This window comes from Actinomadura chokoriensis, assembly GCF_041463665.1.
In the GTDB taxonomy this organism is placed as follows: domain Bacteria; phylum Actinomycetota; class Actinomycetes; order Streptosporangiales; family Streptosporangiaceae; genus Spirillospora; species Spirillospora chokoriensis_A.
In genome coordinates this window covers 21789-39471 of the sequence record NZ_JAXCEJ010000021.1, presented here as the reverse complement: position 1 = coordinate 39471, position 17683 = coordinate 21789, and the positions used below count along the sequence as shown (strand labels likewise).

At 69.7% G+C, this 17683-nt stretch carries 9 protein-coding genes; 4 read left to right on the top strand and 5 right to left on the bottom strand.

All coding sequences use genetic code 11. From position 1 onward, the window contains the following. Nucleotides 1–105 precede the first annotated feature (105 nt). Nucleotides 106–1308 (top strand): hypothetical protein, encoded by a 1203-nt coding sequence (locus SM418_RS27955; protein WP_371944096.1) that lies wholly within the window; start codon nt 106–108, stop codon nt 1306–1308. A gap of 407 nt (nt 1309–1715) precedes the next feature. Here SM418_RS27955 and SM418_RS27950 read toward each other — a convergent pair whose 3' ends face one another. The 3 genes from SM418_RS27950 to SM418_RS27940 all read right to left on the bottom strand — a co-directional run bounded on the left by SM418_RS27950 (nt 1716) and on the right by SM418_RS27940 (nt 4895). Further along, nucleotides 1716–2693 (bottom strand): zinc-binding dehydrogenase, encoded by a 978-nt coding sequence (locus tag SM418_RS27950; RefSeq protein WP_371944097.1) that lies wholly within the window; start codon nt 2691–2693, stop codon nt 1716–1718. A gap of 117 nt (nt 2694–2810) precedes the next feature. Beyond that, nucleotides 2811–4271: a DHA2 family efflux MFS transporter permease subunit gene (locus SM418_RS27945; protein ID WP_371944098.1), complete on the bottom strand. Its 1461-nt coding sequence runs from the start codon at nt 4269–4271 to the stop codon at nt 2811–2813. Nucleotides 4272–4277: 6 nt separating this feature from the next. Continuing rightward, complete coding sequence (locus SM418_RS27940) at nt 4278–4895, bottom strand: NADPH-dependent FMN reductase (protein WP_371944099.1); 618 nt, start codon at nt 4893–4895, stop codon at nt 4278–4280. A gap of 184 nt (nt 4896–5079) precedes the next feature. Here SM418_RS27940 and SM418_RS27935 point away from each other — a divergent pair, with 184 nt between their 5' ends. After that, on the top strand, nt 5080–5709 hold the full coding sequence (locus SM418_RS27935) for a TetR/AcrR family transcriptional regulator (RefSeq protein ID WP_371944100.1): 630 nt from the start codon (nt 5080–5082) through the stop codon (nt 5707–5709). Between the two features lie 55 nt (nt 5710–5764). Here SM418_RS27935 and SM418_RS27930 read toward each other — a convergent pair whose 3' ends face one another. Next, nucleotides 5765–6709 carry a tyrosine-type recombinase/integrase gene (locus tag SM418_RS27930; protein WP_371944101.1) on the bottom strand — a complete coding sequence of 315 codons (945 nt, stop codon included), beginning with the start codon at nt 6707–6709 and terminating at the stop codon, nt 5765–5767. A 196-nt stretch (nt 6710–6905) separates the two neighbouring features. After that, the gene (locus tag SM418_RS27925; protein ID WP_371944102.1) at nt 6906–9947 is read right to left on the bottom strand and encodes a Tn3 family transposase; all 3042 of its coding nucleotides are present in this window, start codon (nt 9945–9947) and stop codon (nt 6906–6908) included. A gap of 453 nt (nt 9948–10400) precedes the next feature. On the opposite strand from SM418_RS27925, the gene SM418_RS27920 reads away from it, so the two are divergent. Together SM418_RS27920 and SM418_RS27915 are read left to right on the top strand one after the other, a co-directional pair. Further along, the gene (locus tag SM418_RS27920; protein WP_371944103.1) at nt 10401–12965 is read left to right on the top strand and encodes a hypothetical protein; all 2565 of its coding nucleotides are present in this window, start codon (nt 10401–10403) and stop codon (nt 12963–12965) included. Continuing rightward, complete coding sequence (locus SM418_RS27915; RefSeq protein WP_371944104.1) at nt 12958–17670, top strand: DUF6603 domain-containing protein; 4713 nt, start codon at nt 12958–12960, stop codon at nt 17668–17670. The genes SM418_RS27920 and SM418_RS27915 overlap by 8 nt, the downstream gene beginning before the upstream one ends. The last annotated feature ends 13 nt before the right edge of the window (nt 17671–17683 follow it).

Genomic DNA, 17683 nt, shown 5'->3' with positions numbered 1-17683 from the left:
TCCCTTAACCCCAGCCATATTCTTGATCTCAGATTGTTTCTAGGAACCTTGAAACGTAATCGCGGTTTCGCGAAATCTGCCCGCGAAACCTGCCATGATGAAGACATGGCCGATCTTGAAGCCTCGGCGCCCCGCGCCGACCGCGATGCGCAGCCCGCTCCGGACCCCGCCGAGGCCGCGCCCCCTTCCTCCGCGCCCGAAAGCCCGAGGAAGGAGACGGCGGACGCGGCGCCGCACGGCCGGTGCAAGCACTGCCGGGAGCCGCTGCCCCCGCGCGCGGCCACCGGCCGCCGCCGCGAGTACCACCACAGCGGAGAGGGCCCGGACGGCCAGGACTGCCGGGAGGCGGCCCGGCGAGCCCGCGAATCCGCCGTCGGCGCCGCGGTCGAGCAGCCGCTGCAGGCCCTCGTCACTTGGGCCGACAGAGAGGAGACCGGCCGCCGCTCCCACGCCGAACTGCTGCGCGCGGCCGCCGCCCGCGACGACCGGCTCGCCGCCGAGCTGGCCGACCTGCGCACTGCCGTGCTGGAGCGCAACACCGAACTGGAGGCCCAGGCCGCGCAGGCCAAGACCGCCGCGACCGAGGCCGCCGCCGCCCGCGAGGCCGCCGAACGGCGCGAGCAGACCGCCCTGGCCGAGGCCGCCGCCGCCCGCGCCGCCGCCGAGCGGGCCACCGAGCGTGCTACCGGCGCCGCCGAGCTGGCCCGCCAGGCCGAGAACGCCGCCGACGCCCACCGGATCGCCCGGAACAAGGCCGAGCAGGAGACCGAGGTGGCCATCCAGGCGGGTAAGGAGGCGCGCACCGAACGCGACGCAGCCCGCGGGCGGCTCATCGAACTGGAGCAGGGACTGGCCGCACTACGCGTCCAGGCCGACACCCTGGCCGGGCGGCTGGACATCGCCACCCGCGAGCTGGCCGACGCCCGCCACACCCTCACCGAGAAGGACGCGGCGATCGGCGAACTCACCGCGCGGGTGGAGCGCGCTGAGCAGGAGACCGAGGCGGTCCGCTCCCGCGCGGCCGAGGACGTGCGCGCGGTCCGCGCCGCCGCTGAGCAGGACGTCGGGCGCGCCGACGCGCAACGGCAGAGCGCCGTCGAGGCCGCCGAGCACATGCGTGGTGAACGTGACCAGGCGCGCACCGACCTGATCGCCGTGCAGGCCGCCCACCGTGCCGAACTGGAGGCGGTGCAGCGCGAACGGGACGCCGCCCGGGCCGCAGAGACCGAGCAGCGCGAACGGGCCGTGCGGGCCGAACAGGCCATCCGGGTGCCGAATGAGCCTGCCAGCGGGCCTCACCCGATGTGACCGTGCGCGCAGGAAGTCTGGTGAACGCGCCGCTAGGCATGCAGGGCGCCCGGTGCGGCCGCCGCATCCGCACCACGGTGCCTCATGGGGTCCCGGTAGCAATGAAGAAATTTCCAACGGATATACCACTGACCTGTGGTGATGCAGAGCCCGGCGATTGGGGTGTGAGATCGCTTACGGTGTCGGCCATGAGCGAGGAGGAGCTGGAATTCGGGTACGGCAAGGGCTGCCAAGGCGATCCGCGGCGCGCTGCGCAAGGCGGGGCGGCGGGAGTTCAGCGACCGCACCGTCTCGGCGATCCGGCCGCGGCAGGGCGCGCGGTCGAGTCACCTTAAGCCCGGCGCTCTGTTCTCCCCATGGACGGTCTGGGGGCCTCAGTTGGCTGCGGGCGGGATTTTCGACCGGGTTTAAGGGATAAGGACGATCTTGCCCGCCGTGCGGCGGTTTTCCAGGTCGGCGTGTGCGTCGCTGGCGCGGCTGAGGGGATAGCGGGTGATCAGTGGTTCGAGTACGCCATCGGCGGCTGCTCGGATCGCGCGGTCTTGTAGTTCATGGATGGTGCCGGCATGTTCCAGCATCTGTGGGCCGATCGCCCATATAACGGTGCTGGCGTGCTTGATGATGTCGTCGGTGGTGATGCGGGTGGCGGTCCCCGATGACCAGCCGTGTAGGAGGAATCTCCCGCCAGGGGCGAGCAGGTCGAATGCTTGGCCGCCCGCGGTTCCTCCGACGCCGTCGAACACGATGCCGACTTCTCTGCGGCCAAGGGCGCCGCGCACCGTGTCCGGCCAGTGGTGGTCGCGGTAGTCAACGGCGATGTCGGCGCCCAGGGACGTGGCTCGCTGAACCTTTTCCGGCCCGCTGGCCACGCCGATGACGATGACGCCCCGGTGGTGTAGAGCCTGCACGAGCAGGGCGCCGATGCCACCGGCTGCCGAGGTGACCAGCGCCACGTCTCCGGGCTTGGCGTTTGAACTGTCGAGGATCCCGAGCGCGGTCGAGCCCGTGGTAATCATCGCTACCGCAGTGTCCGCGGTCAGATGGTCGGGAATGTCGTGAAGGGTGTCGATCGCCGTCACCGCCTGTTCGGCGTAACCGCCGTAAGATTCAAGCGCGCTGACCACTCGGCGGCCCAGCCAGCTCTTGTCGACGTCCGGGCCCAGCGCGCTCACGACACCCGCGACCTCACCTCCCAGAACGACGGGTAGTTCGGGAGCAGCATGAGGTCCCACTCCGCGTCCGGACCGCAACGTCGTCTCGATGAAGTGGACGCCGCTGGCTTGCACGTCGATTCGAACCTGTCCCTCGCGTGGTACCGGTGAAGCGATCTGCTCGTACTGAAGGTTTTCCGCAGCCCCGAACTCGTGAAGCCTGACTGCGTACATGGATGATGCGCCTTTCTGGAAACTGTGGACGGCGAATCTGGATTCGCCGTACGAATGCCGGTCCCGGAGTGTGCTGGCTGGTCACTGGCCTTCAGCCGGCGCTGTGTTTACTCGGGATCAACGGGTGCGGATCGAGGTTGGGGTCACCGGCGCCGAGGTCGATGAGTCAGGGGAACGCCGCCGACGCGGCAGCAGCAGCGCGGGTACGCCTGCCAGGATCAGCAGCGTCACGGCCCACCAGTAGGTGTGCTGGAACGCGGCGGCCTGCTGCCTCTGACTCGTAGTACCGGTCATGTTCGAGGCCAGGACCACCGACATCAGCGCGGTTCCGATCGATGTGCCGATCTGGGAGACGATGTTGATTGTGGTGCTTCCGGAGGGAATGTCATCGGGGGCCAGCGTGCGGGTCGCCGTCGTGTTGACCGGCATCATCACCATGCCGACGCCGGCGCCCATGACCAGCATCGCCGCGCACAACCGCCAGTACGGTGTGTCGGGTCCGAGCTGAAGGCCGAACAGGGACAGCCCGAGTGCGGCGACAAAGATGCCGGAGATGACCATCAGCCGCGGGGACGCCTTGTCGATCCGCCGCGTGGCGATCTGCATCGAGGTACCGACGGCGACGGCCAGCGGAGCGCCCAGCAGGCCCGACTCGGTCGCGGTGAGCCCTCGTGTCGTCTGGTAGTACATCGGCGTCAGCAGCATGGAGCCGAAGTAGCCAGCAGGGAACAGCACCATCGTGGCAATGCCGGCGGCGAAGGTACGGTCGTGGAACAGGCGCAGCTGCAGGAGCGGGTGACGGGCGGTCAGGCCGCGGGCGACGAAGCCGGCGACCAACAGCAGTCCCGCGACGGCGGGCAGCAGCGCGCCCGGCATCGTGAAGTCACCGCGCGCGCCGCCGGTGGACAGGCCGTAGATCAGCAGGGCCAGGCCCGGCGACAGCATCAGCAGACCCGGCACATCCAGCCGACGCACCGACCGCGTTTCGTCGCTTCGCAGTAGCCGTGCCGCGAGTAGGAGCGCCACCGCGCCGACAGGCAGGTTGACCAGGAAGATCCAGTGCCAGGAAGCGGTGTCGATCAGCCAGCCGCCCAGGATTGGCCCGCTCACCGGACCGATCAGGACCGGGATGCCGAGCATGGCCATTGCCCTGCCCATGTGCTCTCGGTTTGCGGCACGGATGACCATCGCCATGCCGACCGGCACCAGCAGGCCGCCGCCGAGCCCTTGCACCACCCGCAACAGCACTAGTGTCTCGATGTTCCATGACAGCGAGGCCACTGCGGAGCCGCCGGTGAACAGGGCTAGGGCGGTGAGGTAGGTGCGCTTGGCGCCGAAGCGGCCCATGGCCCAGGCGGCCAGCGGGATCACGGCGCAAAGAGCGAGCGTGTAGCCGGTGGCGACCCACTGCACGGTGGCGAGTGGGGCGTCGAACGCCGCCGCCAGCGGATGCATGGCGACGTTGACGATGGTCACGTCGAGCACGGCCATGATCGAGCCGATGATGACGACCACGAGGGTACGGGCGAGAGTGGCGGCGGATTCGGCGGTTCGTGTAGGTCCGGTGACGGTGCTCATCGCCCGTCAATTACCGTACGGGTGCTCGGCGCGAGCGGTGCGCAGCGCGCGGCCCCACCACAACAGCTGGTCGACCATGTTCTTGGCGGCGCTCTCGCAGACCGCCGCATCCAGCGGTCGGCCGCCCTCGCCCAGCCCGGACCAGGGCCCGTGCAGGCTGACGGAGTCGCGCACAGTCATGGCGTGCAGCTCGGCGAAGACCTGACGAAGCTGCTCGACGGCGCGAAGCCCGCCGCCCAGCCCGCCGTAGGAGACGAAGCCGATCGGCTTGGCCTGCCACTGGGTGTAGTGCCAGTCGATGAGGTTCTTCAACGAGGCCGGAAAGCTGTGGTTGTACTCGGGCGTGACGACGACGAACGCCTCGGCGGCGGCCAGCCGTGGGCTGACGTCGGCGAGAGCGGCCTGGGTCTGCGGGGCGGGGGCGGGAAGGCCGTCCCACCCGGGCATGGACACGGGAAGATCCAGGCCGGCGACATCGACAACGTCCAGATCGATGTCGGTACGGCGGCCCACATGGCCGGTGAACCACTCGGCGACCGACAGGCCAGCGCGGCCGCTACGAGCACTTCCGATGATGACGGCGACCCGGAGCGCGGAGTCGTCCGAAGGTGCGAAGTCAGGCATCGCGGCCTCCCTGGTTCTCTCGTTTCATTGCCACGATCCGCGGCACGTCAGTTAACATACAACGAGCATTGCAAAAGTTAAAACGATCGTTGTAATCGGCGTTGATCGACATGTGGGAGATGAAGCGATGACCGGCACGGGGTCCATGGGTGAGACAAGAACTACCCGGCCGCGGCGGGGCCGGGTGGACAAGGCGACAGCGATCGTGCAGGCCGCGTGCGAGGTCTTCGGACGGGACGGCTACTCCCGGGCCAGCATCGACACGATCGCCGCCGAGGCCGGCGCCTCGACTCGCACCATCTACAACCACTTCCCAGGCGGGAAGGAGGAGTTGTTCCGCTCCGTCATGCAGTGGAGCTCACAGCGGGTCAGGGACGAGCAGCTCGCACAGCTGCGGAGGTACCTGGATCCGGAGCTTCCGCCGCATCCTGACGACCTCGAACGTGACCTGCTCGCCCTGGCCCGCGCCTGGATCGGCCTGATGACGGACTTCCGCGACCACTTCTCACTTGTGCGGCACATCTACGCCGAAGCCGGGCACATCCCGGCCGAGGTCTTGGATGCCTGGCAAGAGGCCGGACCGCGTGCGGTCGGCCGCGAGGTGACCTCCGCCATGGCCGCGTTGGACGACCGTGGCCTGATCGACGTCCACGGCAGCCCTGCCCAGGCCGCCGTCCACTTCATGGCGTTGATCTCAACCGAGATCAACCAACGGTCCTACTGGGGTGTCAGCCCGCTCCCGCAGGAGGAAGCCGACCGGCTGACCGCAGCCGGGGTAAGGGCGTTCCTGCGGGCATACGGCTCTGCGGGCTGAGTTGGAGCCGCACGCGAACCTCGGTTGAGACTCGGTCCCCGGCCCGCGGTCCTCCTCAGCGTCGGCGGCGGGCGGCGGGGTCGTGCTCGGCGGTGATGCGGGCGGAGGTCTCCTCGCCGAGGCGTACGTAGTGCCCGAGGCTGGCCAGATGCTGATGGCGGCTTTTGGCCTGCAGCTCCGGTGCGGTGCGCCCGGCCTGGGCCAGATGCTGTAGCGCCGAGTGACGCAGCTGGTGCAGTGTCCACCCGCGGCCGTGCGGGTCGATGCGGGCGGTGGCGGTCTTGAACAGGTATTCGGCGCGTGGGTAGGACAGCCGGCCCCGTCCGGTACCCAGGTCGATGTCGGCGGCCGCGGGCGCGCGGGGTCCGGAGGTGGGGGCGCGCCGATCGGCGCGGAACACCGGCCCGCTGGTGCGGCCGGCCAACAGGCGCGGCAGCAGGCGGGCGGTGCCAGTCTGCCAGTGCACGTACTCGATCGCGCCGCCTTTGGAGACCACCCGGGCGCGGCGGAACTCGGTGTCCAGGTCCTCGACGTTGAGGGACAGGATCTCCTCGGCGCGCCCAGCGGTCTCGTACAGGAGCCTCCACAGCACCCGTTCCCGCAGGGCATGCCGGTTGTCGGTGAACAGCGCCTCCAAGCGGGCGCGGGGGATGGAGCGGTCGCCGCGGCGGGCGGGCTTGCGGCGTTCCAGCCGCCAGGCCGGATTGGTCGCCAGGAGTTCTTGGCGCTGGGCCCAGGTGGTGAAGGAGGCCAGCGCGGACAGGTGCCGGTTCCAGGTGGCAGCCGCCGCGCCGTCCCACCGCCGCATCACTGTGGCGTAGTCCTCCGGCGTCAGAGCGTCGGCGGGTCGGTTGGCCCCGGCGATGGCGACCAGGTGCGCGAGCGTCTCGGCATAGCTGGCGCGGGTCGTCGCGGCCTGGACGGATTCGAGGTAGCAGTCGACGGCGGCCGCCACGGCCGAGGGGCCGGAGGCCGAGCCGGGGAACGCGACAACGGACACGGCGAGCCCTTCGCGAAGGTGATGTGACACATAACGTTGCCGAGTCGGCCCCGGTTCGGCGGAGGCCGAGCTGGGCGGACGCGCGCAGAGGGCAGTCTATGTGACAGGTAATTTGAATTCCCTGTCACATCTTGCGGGCCGTCCCGTGTGCCGGCGGGCTAGGAGAGGGGCGCGGCCCACGGGACGGCATTTGGCCTCAGGGGGTCAGGCCGAGTTCGCGGAGCTGGGCGGGGCGCAGCGGCCGCCACCCGGCGGTGTCGAGTTTGGCGAGCTCGGCTTCGACGTCGACGTTGATGACCCCGAAGAAGTTGATGTTGTCGCTGTGGCCGGGCGAGATGTGGGAGAGGATCTCATCCGGCACGTCGCGGCCCTGGGACCGCAGCTCCAGGACGGCCCGGGAGTAGTACTCGGTCGTCCAGGCCACCACGGCATTGGTCAGCACCGTCAGGCACCAGGCTTGTTCGGCCTGCTCAAGCAGGTGCGGGCGGGTGATGGTGCCCTGCTGGGCGTAATGCAGGTCCCGGCGTAGCGCGTGCAAGGACTCGCCCTTGTTCAGCTGCCGGGAGATCTTCCTGCGGAACACCGGGTCCGAAAGGTATTTCGCCAGGTGGATCGTCCTTCGCAGCATTCCCCATTCCTTCAGCGCGGCCGCCAGGGTGTTCTGGCGGGAGGCCGCCGACCACTTCCCGACGATCAGGGAGGCGGTCGCCTGCCCGTACTTCAGTGACCCGGCCATCCGCACCAGGTCGGGCCAGCAGTCGCCGATCAGGGCCTCGTTCCAGCGTGCGCCGAGCAGCGGTCCGGCGTTCGGGTAGAGCTTGCTGATCTCGGTGGGGGTGTCGTCGCGTACCAGGGTGACGCGGGTCAGGTCTCGCATCCTTGGGGTTAGGGCCTTGCCGACCAGGTCGAACAGGGCGAAGTTGATCAGGGTGGCGCCGTGGGTGTCGGTGGCGTGCTCGGTGATCGGCAGGTCGGTGGCGTTGCCGAGGAAGTCGTCCAGGACGTAGTGCGCTTCCCGCGCCGTCGGCACGATGATCTTCGTGCCGTAGGTCGACCACTGGTCGGAGACGTGGGTGTAGGTCGACAGGACCTGCCCGCCGTGGATGACCATGTTCCGGCCGGTGAGGGTCTTGCCGCGGACCGGGAACCGCTGCCCGTCGGAGGAGGACATGGTGCCGCCGCCGAACACTCCAGCCAGCTCCAGGTTGTAGTGGTGGTTGACGATGGCCGTGTTGGCCTCCCGCAGCGTCTCCTCCCGCACGTACCACTCCATCGTCCAGGCCAGCACGTCATAGGACACCCCGCACGCCTCGGACATGCGGCCGAGCCCCAGGTTGGTGGCCATCGCGATCAGCACCGCCAAGATGTTCCGCTTGGTCTCGGCGGACTTGACGAGCTTGCGGCCGCCGGCGTGGGTGAAGCAGTCCAGGAAGCTCGTCCGGGCATCCAGTTCGATCAGCAGCGAGGCGATCGGGGCGAACGGCAGCATCCCGGCCAGCTCGTCCTTCAGCGTCTTGGCCTCGGCCGGGATGTCCTCCGCCGACAGCGGCGGCACCACCAGGTGCGCCTCCTCATCCAGGCGGACCGTGCCCGCCTCATCCGGTGCGGAGTTCGCTAGCGCCTGCTCCAGCTCCGCCAGCGCGGCGTGCAGTTCCTCCTTGCCCTGCTCGAGTGCGTTCGTGGCGTTCACCGGCTTGCGGACCAGCCGGCAGTACTCCTCGCGCTTGGGCGCCCATTCCTGTTCGGTGTAGAGGTAGGTGGACGGGTCGGCGTACCTGCGTGATCCGGGCACGAACACGTCCCCGCTGCGCAGCCCGTCCCGCAGGCACAAGATCACACAAAGTTCCCAATAGTGCCGGAACGCGGTGTCCTCCCCGGACTTGCGGGCCTTGTCCAGGTAGTCGGCATACCGGGCCGGCACGAACGCGGTCGGCGCGCCGTCGGGGACCTTCCGGCCGCCGAGCCGGTTCATCTCCTTCAAGATGGCCACGGCGCTCATCAGCTCCGTGGTGCCCGGGCCGCCCTGGAAGTCGATCGTGGCGAGCACGTTCGGGGTGAACTGCCGCAGGTAGGAGTAGGAGGAGTCCAGCTCCGACAACCGGCCGTGGTCCTTGGGCAGCGGCTTCCATGTATCGGAGGTGATCTCCCGCAGCCGCTGCATTCCGATTCGCTCCCGCAGCAGGCCGCCGACCTGATCGTCTGGGACGCCGGGGTCGGCCAGCACCGGCAGGATCATGTCCATCAGCAGCTGACGGACCTCGCCTCTCTTGGCCCGCTCGACCAGCGCCTCATCGGTCTTGGACTTGGCCCGCGACTCCCGGGCCGACACCGCCTGGTCGAACAACGCCACGACCTCGTCCAGTTGGTCGACCGCGGCCTGGGCCACGAACGCCAGCAGGATCGGGTACTTGCGTTCGGCGCGCCGCTCCAGCCCCTGGTTGGTCGACCTGCGCGCCACCTGCGCCAAGAACCTGCGCCGTTCGTTCGGCAGGACCGACAGGTCTAGCCGGTCCGCGTCCATATTCCGCAGCCAGGTCAGCTTCTCGATACCGGTCTTCACAGACGACGCCGAGGCGTCCTTGGCCGGGTTGACCAGCCACTCTAGCCGGGTGATCCCCAGCCCGGCATCGACCAGCAGCATCCGGTCCAGATCGGCGCGGACCTGATCGGTCAGCAGATGCGCGACCTTCTCCGACGTCAGGTCGCCGGCGCCCTTGCGGGCCGTGCCGATCATCTTCGCCAGGATGAGCGCGCCCGGCCGGATCACCTTCGCCGACATGAGGTACTCGCGTGCCAGGTTGAACAACAACGTCGGGGAGTCGTGTTCCATCGCCCGATCGAGGAGGAACTGCTCGAGCTCCTTCATCGCCTCGCCGCCGGCCGGAGCGGTCTTCCACTCCAGATACTCGGCGATCTTCACCAGATGGTCCGAGCGCGTCTGCGGCCGCTGCCCGTACAACGACAATGCCCCCGGATCCAGCCCCAGCCGATCCGCCAGCCGAGCCACCGCCGCCTGCGGTGCCGACGTCACCTCATCTGGCACGAACCCCAGCCACGGCAAAGTACACAGCTGGATCAGCATCCCCAGCCGGTCCGCCGCGCCCCGCCCACGACCCGGATCAACGAACGCCACGTCCGCAGACGTCGGCGTGAAGAACCGGATCAACTCATCCCTGCTGATCTCCGGAAACGACCGCAGCTGCTCCAGCTGCTCCTCGGAGAACATCTTCTCGGACAACGCACCACCCCAACGTCCCGTACCGGAAAAACCGGATCAGAACGTAGCGGCAGTGATTACCAACCCTCCACAACACCGCAAGCTCACACATCACCGCAGGTCAGAGTTATATCCGTTGGAAATTTCTTCATTGCTACCGGGACCCCCTCATGGCCTGCACGAGCGGCCACCGACCTGCTGACGCGAGAGCCCCGGCGACTGCGGAGTCTTCACCTGGCTCGCCGACCACAGCATCCACACCGACTGAGCTGCTGCCCAAGACAGCGGTGGCAGGGCCTTCCACCTCAGGTTTCGCATCGACCCCTTGACCACCCGAGGCCCGGCGAGGCCAATTCCGGCCATTGACGAGACTCCGCGTACCCGTGCTGGCACGCTGAGTGTCGTACGCATCACGGACGGCGATGGTCGCGGCCTTTTCGTGCTGTCCGAAATCCATTGTGGATTGGGGGCACTGTGACGATTCCGGGCATTGTGCTGTTCCCGCACTGTGATCTGCACATGGCGCTGGCCGGTACTCCGCCACTGCTCCTGCGGGTGTTCGACCGAATCCGCGATCCGGCCAACGCGCGCCGCTACAAGCTGACCGAGCTGCTGCCGGCCCCGACGGTGCCGTACGAGGTGGACTTCTTCGCGCCGCACAACGTGGCCGGGCACCGGTTCGACGACCTGCCGGTGTTCGACCGGGCCACGAGGAGGGTCACCGCGGCGAAGCCAGGGGTGTACCTGTTCCAGGTCCGGCGCGGCCAGTTCTACCAGGTAGGACGGCTGCAGGTGCACAACCAGATCCTGGCGTGGTGGTTCGGCAACGACTCGATCACCACCGCGCTCGACCCGGCGTTCGCGCACGCGCAGCCGTCGATCTACGCCAAGTTCAGCGACGACGCCGGCACCGGGACCGATCTGATCGGCGACATCACCGGCCACCAGTACTTCCCGCTCACCTCGGCCGCGCCGGGCACCGTCCAGCCGACGCCGGACGGGCGGCTGAGAGGTGCGGCGGAGTCGGCGGCCCCGGTGAAGGTGTCCGGCACCTTCCTCGGGCAGTCCCACGACCTGGACGTCCGGGTGGTGAACTACGCCAAGCCGAACCGCCGCGAACTGGAGCCGATCCGCACGCCCGCGCCCGGCCGGGCGGCCGAACTGCACAACATCGTCTTCGTCGCCGAGGGATTCCGGGCCTCCGAGCAGGCGAAGTTCAACTCGATCGTCACGCAGACCGAGCAGCTGATGTTCACCAAGGCGCGGCACGAGCCGTACCCCTCGCTCAAGGGGTCGTTCAACGTCTTCAAGGCGTTCGCGGCATCGCAGGAGCATGGGATCACCTGCGGGTTCCAGGTCACCGACACCGACGTGGCAGGCGTGACGGCCGGCTCGCCCATTCCGTGGCCGTATCACGTCGATCCCGAAAAGAAGGACAGCTACACGCTGGAGGAGCTCGTCCTGAAGGTCGGGCTGCCGATGCGCAACGAGAGCCGCCCCAACCTGCCCGACCTCTGGAACGGGCAGAGCCTGGACAACTTCGAGCGCACCAAGGTGGACCCGAAACTGCTGGAGGCGTGGAAGGTCCACCGCTCCACCGGGATCCTGCACACGCGCGACACGTTCTTCGGCATGCACTTCGGCAGCCGCCTCGCCGATCGCGACTCGGGCTTCTCCCGGCCGGCCGCCGTCACCCCACCCGGCGCGGACACGGCCGGACCGGCATTGAGCGCGTTCGTGAAGCGGCTGTACGAGTTCTACGACACCGAGGCGACCCGGGTGGTGTCGCTCGACCCGCGCCGCCACCCGCCCGAGCTGTTCGCGGGGTTCACGGATCCGGACTGCTCGATCGTGAGCTACCTGCGCAACCTGGAGTTCACCCTCGCGCCGTTCCCGCTGATCGGGCCGCAGTGGGAGCCCGACGACCAGAACTTCAAGCGCAGCAGGGGACTGGTCGTGCTCGTCGTCAACGACAACGTTTCCGGCGGAGCCAACGTCAACAACAACACGCTCACCGCTCTCGCCTGCAACGAGGCCCTGACGCTGCCGTTCAAGTACGCCAACCCCGCGGACAAGCGCGAGATGCGCCGCGATCCGCCCGCATCGATCACCGTCAACCAGAGCAAAATCGTCAACACCGTCACCCACGAGCTTGGGCACAGCTTCAACCTCGGGGACGAGTACGAGGAGTTCAACGGCGACGACGGCAACGCCACGCTCACCGACGACCTGACGCACGACAACGTCGCCAGGCTCGGCGCCATCAGCTTCGGGCCCGCGGCCAACAGGAAGGTCGACCCGGCCAAGGTCAAGTGGTTCGAGCTGCTGCGGATGCGGCTGTCGGACCGCCTGCTCGTCGACTCGACGGCGGTGCCGGGAGGCATCCAGGTCAGCATCGACCGCGGGCAGATCGCCAAGTGGGTCAAGGCCAAGCAGGAGAACGCGCAGGTGCACCTGCGCCGGTTCCGGATCGGCCCGACCGGCCAGCAGCTCCCGCTCAAGCCCGACACCATCGCCGGCGAGTACGCGCACCCGCTGGACATCGTGTCGATCAACGAGGCGCAGGGCACGATGGTGCTCGGCGGCTCCGCGCTCGGACTTCCGCCGCCGGTCTTCGTGGCCGGGTCCTGCGTGTTCGTGCCCCTGCTCCGCGACGACGGGCAGCCGCACGCCCTGGTCGAACGCAAGGTGCGCGAGCACATCGAGGGAGTCGGCGGTACAGGGGGCACGCACGACCCCCTCAACTCTGACACCAACCACGTGAAGACGAACGACGAAGCCGACGGGCCGGTCTCGATCTCCGGATTCAAGGGCCCCTGCAAAGGCTCCAAGCTCATCGGCATCTACGAGGGCGGGGAGCGGTTCGCCGGGGCCAACTACCGGTCGACGGGCGCCTGCAAGATGCGCAGCAGCGGCGAGAAGTACAACGACGGCGAGTTCTGCTTCGTCTGCAAGTGGCTGATCGTGAACCGGGTGGATCCCGGCCAGCACACCCTCATCAGCGAGAAGTTCTATCCGGAGGCGAAGCGGCATGGCTGAGCCGGGGACGTTCGACAGACTGGTGGCGGAGATCGGGCAGGCGCTGCTGCCGCTGCGCCAGGCCCTGGGCTCGACCGAGGCGTTCGTGGCGTTCCTGCAGGAGCTGGGGTGGCGGGCCGACGACATCCCGCAGCCGCTGCGCGACCTCGGCACCGGGGTGGAGACCCTGTACGACACCCTGCGCAGGCTGCTCGGCGACGGCGGCGTCAACGTGGGCGGATCGATCGGCGACGGCGGCGCGAGCGTCGACATCTCGCCCGACGACGTCGCCCGGACGCTGCGGGCGGTGCAGGACGTCGTCAACGGCATCAGGGGGATCGCCAACGCACCCGACTCGGCGATCCCGGCGCCGCTGCGCGCCGACGGCTTCAAGACCAAGTTCCCCGGCCAGCTCGTCGAGCACCTGGTCATCACCTACCTGCAGCGCTTCCACCCGTCCGTTGCGTTCGGGCTGCGATCGCTGGGCGTCGTCAAGTCGCGCTACGCCCCGCCGGAGGGCAACCGCCCGCCCTACGTGCACCTGGCGCTGGACCTGTCCGACCTGCCCAAGGCGCTGGGCGACCCTTCGCTGGTGCTCAAGAACGCGTTCGGGTGGGGCCAGGCCGACTTCGACTTCGACGCGTTCGCCTCGCAGGTGGACGACCTGCTGATGGCCATCGGCGTGGACGTCACCTTCATGACCCTGCCCACGGCGACGGCCACCGCCGTGCAGGGGACGCCGCCGAACCTGGCGGAGTCCGCGCCCAGGGGCCTCAGCCTGATCTTCTTCGAACGGTTCCAGCCCAGCAAGCGGATGGCCGCCGAGATGCGGCTGCTGCCGCTGCCCGGCGACGGGACGGGCTTGCCGGGGCTGGTCCTGCTCCCCGCCTACAACGGCGTGCTGGACTTCAAGCTGGACCTCGGCGACGACATCTCCGTCACCATCCGCACCGACCTTGACCTGCAGGGCGGGGTGGCGCTGCAGATCCGGCCCGGCAGCGGGATCGAGCTCGTCGTCGGATTCGAGGGCGGCGGCTCGCCCGGCCACGCCAGCGGCTCGCTGTCGGTCAAGGCCGAGCGCGGGAACGCGGATTCGACCCCGACCGTGCTGCTGGGATCGCCGGGCGCCACCCGGCTGCAGTTCCGCAAGCTCGGCGGGACCGGCGGCATCCGGCTGGCGGACGGGAAGGTGGACCTGTTCGCCGAGTTCGAGCTGGCCGGCCTGGAGTTCGTCTTCGACCCCGGCGAGGCCGACGGGTTCATCGCGAAGATCGTGCCGGCCGGTGGCTTCAGCTTCGGGGCCGACCTGACGCTCGGCATCGCGCACCGCACCGGCTTCTACTTCCGCGGCACCTCCAACCTGGAGATCCAGCTCCCTGTCCACCTCAACCTCGGCCCCATCGACATCCAGTCGCTGACCGTCTCGGCGGCCCCCGGGGCCGACGGCCTGCCCATCAAGCTCGGCGCGACGTTCAAGGCCGAGCTGGGGCCGATCAAGGCGGTGGTCGAGGAGCTGGGCCTGTCGGCGACGTTCGCGGTCAGGTCCGGCAACGACGGCAACCTCGGCCCGCTGGACGTCTCGCTCGGGTTCAAGCCGCCCAAGGGCGCGGGCCTGTCGGTGGACGCCGGGGTGGTGAGCGGCGGCGGCTACCTGTTCTTCGACCCGGACAGGGGCGAGTACGCCGGGGCGCTTGAGCTGGAGTTCGCCGGGCTGTTCGACGTCAAGGCGATCGGGCTCATCACCACCCGGATGCCGGACGGCTCGCCGGGCTTCTCGCTGCTGCTGATCATCACCGCCGAGTTCGGCACCGGCATCCAGCTCGGCTTCGGCTTCACCCTGCTCGCGGTGGGCGGCCTCATCGGGCTCAACCGGCGGATGAACCTGCAGGCCCTGGCGGAGGGGGTGCGGACCGGCTCGATCGAGTCGGTGATGTTCCCCCGCGACGTCGTGGCCAACGCCCCGCGCATCCTGTCGGACCTGCGCGCCTTCTTCCCGCCCGAGCAGGGCACCTTCCTGATCGGCCCGATGGCCAAGATCGGCTGGGGCACGCCGACGCTGATCAGCGTCTCGCTCGGGGTGATCATCGAGATCCCCGGCAACATCGCCATCCTGGGCGTGCTGCGCTGCGTGCTGCCCAGCACCGACCTGCCGCTGCTGGTGCTGCAGGTGCAGTTCGTCGGCGCCATCGAGTTCGACAAGCAGCGGGTGTGGTTCTTCGCCCAGCTCTTCGAGTCGCGCGTGCTGTTCATGACCATCGAGGGCGGCATGGGGCTGCTGGTCGGCTGGGGCGACGACGCCGACCTGGTCATCTCGGTCGGCGGCTTCCACCCCTCCTTCAAGCCGCCGCCGCTGCCGTTCCCGGTGCCGGCCCGGGTCCGGGTGGACGTCCTCAACCGTCCGGGCGCCCGGATCACCGTCTCCGGCTACTTCGCCGTCACCAGCAACACCGTGCAGTTCGGGGCGCGGGCCGAGCTCGTGCTGGGCTTCGACGACTTCGGCATCTCCGGGCACCTCAGCTTCGACGCGCTGTTCCAGTTCTCCCCGTTCCGCTTCGTCATCGCCGTCTCCGCCGGCGTCTCGCTGAAGGCCTTCGGCGTCGGCCTGTTCGGCATCGACCTCGACTTCCAGCTGGAGGGCCCGGCGCCGTGGCGGGCGCACGGCCGCGGCTCGATCTCGCTGCTGTTCTTCGAGATCTCCGCCGACTTCGACATCACCTGGGGCGAGGAACGCGACACGACGCTGCCCCCGGTCGACGTGCTCCCGCTCCTGGCGGGGGAGCTGGCCAAGCAGGAGGGATGGCAGACCCGGCTGCCCAGCGGCGGCGGCAACCCGCTGGTGACACTGCGCACCCTGCCGCCGACCGACGACCTCGTCCTGCACCCGCTCGGCTCGCTGTTCATCCGGCAGCGCGCGATCCCGCTGGCCGTCCGGCTGGACCGCGTCGGGGCGCAGCGCCCGCGCGACGGCAAGCGCTTCAACGTCGAGCCGCTTCCAGAGACCGGCCTTGTCCGCGCCTCCATCACCGACGACAAGTTCGCCATGGCGCAGTTCCAGGACATGGACGACGCGGCCAAGCTCTCGCGGCCGGCGTACGAGGCGCAGGACGCGGGCCTCGAACTGGTCGCCGCCCAAGGCGCGCTGGCCTCCGCCCGCGTCGTCAAGCGCAGCGCCCGCTACGAGCAGATCGTCATCGACAGCAGGCTGCGCCGCCCGCCCGGCACCGTACGGCCCGCGACCCGTTCCGTCATGCGGGCCGACGGTGTCGTCCGCCAGGTCGCTCCCACGGCCGCGCCGGCCAGGAAGCTGACCAGCGTCAGCCCGGCCGTCTTCACCCAACTCCTGGAGGGCAGCAGCACCAGCCGTTCGGCCCTGTCCCAGCGGGACGCCGGCCAGCGCCAGCCGTTCGCCCCCGCCGACACCGTGCAGCTCACGACCCAGCGGTACGTGGTCGCCTACGCCCGCAACAACGTCCAGGCCTTCCCGCCGAGTTCGCACGGGTCCACGGCGGCGAGCTTCCGCAGCCTGGCCGCGGCCGAGGACGCCCTCGCCGAATGGGTCACCGAGGACGCCGCGCTGATCGGCCAGCTGCACGTCATCCCCGAGTCCGAGGCTGCGGCGCCGCCCGTGCCGCCGCAGACGTGGACCGCCACCGGTTCCCTGCCGACCGCCGCGATCGCCCCGGTGGCGGTACGGCTGAGCAGCGGGAAGATCCTGGTCGCGGGCGGCCGGGACGCCGCCGGCGCGCCGCTGGCCGCCGCCGCGCTCTTCGATCCGGTCGCCGGCACCTGGGCCGCCACCGCGCCGCTGCCCGCCGCACGCGACGCGCACAGCCTCACCCTGCTCGGTGACGGCCGCGTCCTAGCCGCCGGTGGCGTCACCCAGGACGCGGCCCTGGCGTCCGCCGCCGTCTATGACCCGCTCACCGGCACCTGGACCACCGACGTCCCGCCGATGCGCACCGCCAGGCTCGGCCACAGCGCCACACTGCTGCCCGGCGGCAAGGTCCTGGTCACCGGCGGCACCGGCACCCGCGGCGGCTCGCTGACCTCCGCCGAGCTGTTCGACCCGGTGAAGCGGCAGTGGACCGACACCGCACCGATGAACGACCCGCGCTCCGACCACCAGGCCGTCGGGTTCTCCGACGGGCGGGTGCTGGTCGCCGGCGGGGTCCTCAAGACCGGCCGCGGCGGCGTCGCACTCGCTTACTGCGAGATCTACGATCCCGCGACGGCGCAGTGGACGCCCACCGGTTCGCTCGCCACCGCGCGCGCCGGCCACCAGGCGAGCCTGCTCTCCGACGGGACGGTGCTGGTGACCGGCGGCGACCCGGTGACCGGCCCGGTGCGCGGCCCCTACAACGCCGGCGCCCTCGCCAGCGCCGAACGATTCGGCACCGCTGCCGGAGTGTGGACGGCGGTGCACGACATGCCCGGCGGCCGCACCCGGCACCGCGCGGTGCCGCTGCGCTCCGGCAGGGTGCTGGTCGTGGGCGGCACCCGCGCGCCCGCCTTCGACGGCGGGTTCCGCGGGGCGGTCCTGTACGACCCGGCCGCGGGCACCTGGACCGCCGTGCCCGGCCTGGCCACCGGCCGGTGGGCGGTCGCGGCGACCGACCTGCCCGACGGCAGGATTCTGGTGGCGGGCGGCCAGACCCGCTCGGCGGCCGCCGCCCCGCATCCCGGCACCGACATCCTCACCCCGACCGCAGAGATCTTCACGCCCTGACGGAGGCACCCAG

What these genes read in the sequence shown, in the direction of transcription:
- SM418_RS27955 (WP_371944096.1), top strand. Translation starts at nt 106, where the DNA reads ATGGCCGATCTTGAAGCCTCGGCGCCCCGCGCCGACCGCGATGCGCAG.
- SM418_RS27940 (WP_371944099.1), bottom strand. Translation starts at nt 4,895, where the DNA reads ATGCCTGACTTCGCACCTTCGGACGACTCCGCGCTCCGGGTCGCCGTC.
- SM418_RS27950 (WP_371944097.1), bottom strand. Translation starts at nt 2,693, where the DNA reads ATGTACGCAGTCAGGCTTCACGAGTTCGGGGCTGCGGAAAACCTTCAG.
- SM418_RS27945 (WP_371944098.1), bottom strand. Translation starts at nt 4,271, where the DNA reads ATGAGCACCGTCACCGGACCTACACGAACCGCCGAATCCGCCGCCACT.
- SM418_RS27915 (WP_371944104.1), top strand. Translation starts at nt 12,958, where the DNA reads ATGGCTGAGCCGGGGACGTTCGACAGACTGGTGGCGGAGATCGGGCAG.